The 3110-nt window shown below is 66.4% G+C and carries 4 protein-coding genes; 2 read left to right on the plus strand and 2 right to left on the minus strand.

Features of this window, described 5'->3' with window-relative positions:
• Together AAC126_RS22075 and AAC126_RS22080 are read left to right on the plus strand one after the other, a co-directional pair.
• A partial coding sequence (locus AAC126_RS22075) for a 3-hydroxyacyl-CoA dehydrogenase family protein (protein ID WP_339857596.1) occupies positions 1 to 470 on the plus strand: 470 nt, incomplete at its 5' end.
• A gap of 5 nt (positions 471 to 475) precedes the next feature.
• A complete protein-coding gene (locus tag AAC126_RS22080; RefSeq protein WP_339857598.1) occupies positions 476 to 2074 on the plus strand; it encodes a GMC family oxidoreductase N-terminal domain-containing protein in 1599 nt (532 codons plus the stop codon).
• A gap of 24 nt (positions 2075 to 2098) precedes the next feature.
• On the opposite strand, the gene AAC126_RS22085 is transcribed toward AAC126_RS22080, so the two are convergent.
• Both AAC126_RS22085 and AAC126_RS22090 read right to left on the minus strand, forming a co-directional pair.
• Complete coding sequence (locus AAC126_RS22085; RefSeq protein ID WP_339857601.1) at positions 2099 to 2464, minus strand: YchJ family metal-binding protein; 366 nt, start codon at positions 2462 to 2464, stop codon at positions 2099 to 2101.
• Between the two features lie 27 nt (positions 2465 to 2491).
• Positions 2492 to 2848 carry a YigZ family protein gene (locus AAC126_RS22090; RefSeq protein WP_339857603.1) on the minus strand — a complete coding sequence of 119 codons (357 nt, stop codon included), beginning with the start codon at positions 2846 to 2848 and terminating at the stop codon, positions 2492 to 2494.
• Positions 2849 to 3110 lie beyond the last annotated feature (262 nt).

Raw genomic sequence — 3110 nt, forward strand, 5'->3', positions numbered from 1 at the left:
CGATGCGGGACCATTACCGCGCCATCGGCAAGAAGCCGGTGCTGTTCGAACGCTTCATTCCCGGCTATGTCGCCAACCGGCTGCAGGCAGCGATGACGCTGGAGATCACCCGCCTGCTCGACGAAGGCTTTGCCAGTGCCGAGGCCATCGACGACAGCATCAAATACGGCCTCGCCCTGCGCATGGCGACCATGGGCGCGCTGATGAAGGCAGACTTCACCGGCCTCGACATGACCCGCCGCTCGCTCTCCAACAAGATGTACACACCGCCGGAAGTGAAGGGCTACAGCGAGACCCTGGAGGGACTGATCGCGGACGGCAAGATGGGGGTGATGAGCGGGTCCGGCTATTTCGACTATGGCGACATGAAGCCAGACGAGTTGTTCCGGAACCGCGATATCGGGCTGCTGAAGCTGAAGGCGGCGGTCGAGACTGTGGAGGCGGAGACGCCGCTCAAGCCGAAGGGGTGATCCGCATGGATGCGATGGAAACGGACTATGTCGTGGTCGGCGCAGGCTCCGCCGGCTGTGTCGTGGCGAGCCGCCTGAGCGAGACCGGGGCAAAGGTCCTGCTGCTGGAGGCCGGGCCCGCGGACCACAATCCCCTGATCCACATTCCGGCCGGCGTGAAGAGCCTGCTCTATAACGCGAACGTCAACTGGAACTACGCGAGCGAGCCGGAAGAGGGCACGGCGGGACGGGCTATTCACTGGCCGCGCGGACGCGTGCTGGGCGGGTCGCACTCGATCAACGGGATGCTCTATGTGCGCGGCAACCCGGCCGACTATGACGGCTGGGCGCAACTCGGCTGCCGGGGGTGGAGCTTCAGCGAGGTCCTGCCCCTGTTTCGCCGGTCCGAGCGCTACGACAAGGGCGAGGATGCCATCCGGGGGCGCAGCGGCCCGATGCCCGTCGAGGATTACCGGACCATTCTGCCACTGACACACGCCTTCGTACGCGCGGCCCAGGAGGCCGGTTTTACCCTGAACCCCGATTACAATGGCTCGCGGCAGGACGGGGTCGCTTATTCGCAGATGACGCGGCGCGGACGCTGGCGCGCGTCGACCGCACGCACCTTCCTGGCCGAGGCGCGCAAGCGCGCCAATCTGCGGATCGAGACCGAGGCCATGGTGCAAAAGCTGACCTTCGACGGTCTGCGGTGCACCGGGCTGGTGTTTCGCCGCCACGGCGAGGATGTCCGCGTCCGCGCCACCCGCGAGGTGATCCTGTGCGGCGGCGCCGTCAATTCACCGCAAATCCTGCAGCTCTCGGGGATCGGCCCGGCCGGACATGTCGCGGGACTGGGCCTGCCGGTGGTGCAGGACCTGCCCGGCGTGGGCGCCAACCTGTCCGATCACTATGTCACGCGCATCACGCACCGGGTGCGGGACGCGATCTCGATGAACGAGCTGTCGCGGGGCTGGCGGGTGCTGCGCGAGATCGGCCGGTTTGCGCTTTTCGGCACCGGCGCGCTGACCTTCGGCGTGACCAGCGCGATGGTGTTCTGCCGCAGCCGCGAGGGTCTGGAGAGCCCGGACCTTCAGCTCCTGTTCACGCCGGCCAGCTACGATCCGGACAAGCCGCTGGCGCTGGAGCGCGCGCCCGGCATGGCGACGGTGATCTGTCCGACACGCCCCTCCAGCCGTGGCACGGTGATGGCCGCCAGCCCGGATCCGTCGGAGCCGCCGCGCATCAAGCCGAACTATCTGTCGGATCGCGACGATTTGCGCGTGATGCTGTCCGGCATGGAGCATGTGCGCCGGATCTTCGCGGCGCCGTCGCTCGCACGCCACAGCGCGTCGGAACTCTGGCCGGGATCGGCTGCAGCGGACGAGGCCGCGCTCGCGCAATTCGCCCGCGAACGCGGTACCACGCTCTACCATCCGGTCGGCACCTGCAAGATGGGGATCGACCCGATGGCGGTCGTCGACCCGGAGCTCCGTGTCCGCGGCGTCGAGGGGCTCAGGGTCGCGGACGCCTCGGTGATGCCCTATCTGACCACCGGCAACACGAACGTCCCCACCATCATGATCGCCGAGAAGGCGGCGGATCTGATCCGGGCCAAAAGCGCGTAATCGACGCGCGCCCCCGAACTCGCTCTAGGTGCCGTCGATATAAACCCAGTCTGCGCCCTCGCGGCGGAAGCGGCTGGTTTCGCGCACGCGGCCGGTGTGGGTGCCGTTCCGCCAGGTTGCGGTGAAGCGGACGGTGGCGGTGTCGGGACCGGTCGACTCAAAGCGCTCGATCACGAGGCCGGTCCAGACCTGCGCCGGGTCCAGGTCGAGGATCAGGGGCCGCGTCTCCGCCGCCCAGCTCTTCTGCAGGTAGGCCGCGTTGCCCCGGGCGAAGGCACAATAGCGCGAGCGCATCAGCTCCTCCGCATCGCGCGCCGGCGTCCCGGAATGCAACCGGCCGCAGCAGCCCAGATAACTCTTCCCGCTGCCGCATTCGCATGGCTCAAACAAGAGATCCTCCCATCATTTCGCGCCCCATCAGCCCGCACCGAGATCGTCGAGATAGATCCGCACGGCATTCTGAACGTGCCGGAAGCGGTCGCCTCCCAGATGCTTGCCGCCGAACCAGCGTGTCACCACGACGATATGATCGCGCAGCCCTTCCCGCTCCAGCATCCGCAGGATCACCATGCCCGCGCCCGCCTCGCCATCGTCGTTTTTTGACGCCGTATCGGCGGTCAGAAACGCCCAGGTATTGTGGGTGGCCTTGGCGAACTTCTTTTTGGTGCACAGCGTCTTGATAAAGGCCTTGGCCTCCTCCTCGGACGCGCACGGACCGCCCGAGACCGCATATTTGGAGCCTCGGTCGCTGATGATGTTTTCGAGAATACGCATGGCGCAGGCTTAGAGCGATCCGGTGACGGCAGCAAGGGGGCTGCGGCGCACCGCCGGTATTTTGCAAGCATGAAAGGCAACCGCTCCGGTCAGAACTCCGTCCTGTTGGTGTCCTGTACATCGGAAAGAATTTTGCGGTCGAACCCGTGAAGCGGCTGGCTGCGGCTTGCGCTCTGCATCTGCTCCCGGAAGTCGGCAAGCGCCTGACGTGCGGCAGGCGGGAAAGACGCTTCCAGCCGGACAAGGGTTTCCGAAAGCCGGC

This window comes from uncultured Nisaea sp., from assembly GCF_963974195.1.
GTDB lineage: Bacteria > Pseudomonadota > Alphaproteobacteria > Thalassobaculales > Thalassobaculaceae > Nisaea.

Coding starts and splice junctions, on each gene's coding strand:
- AAC126_RS22080 (WP_339857598.1), top strand. CDS start 476: ATGGATGCGATGGAAACGGACTATGTCGTGGTCGGCGCAGGCTCCGCC.
- AAC126_RS22090 (WP_339857603.1), bottom strand. CDS start 2,848: ATGCGTATTCTCGAAAACATCATCAGCGACCGAGGCTCCAAATATGCG.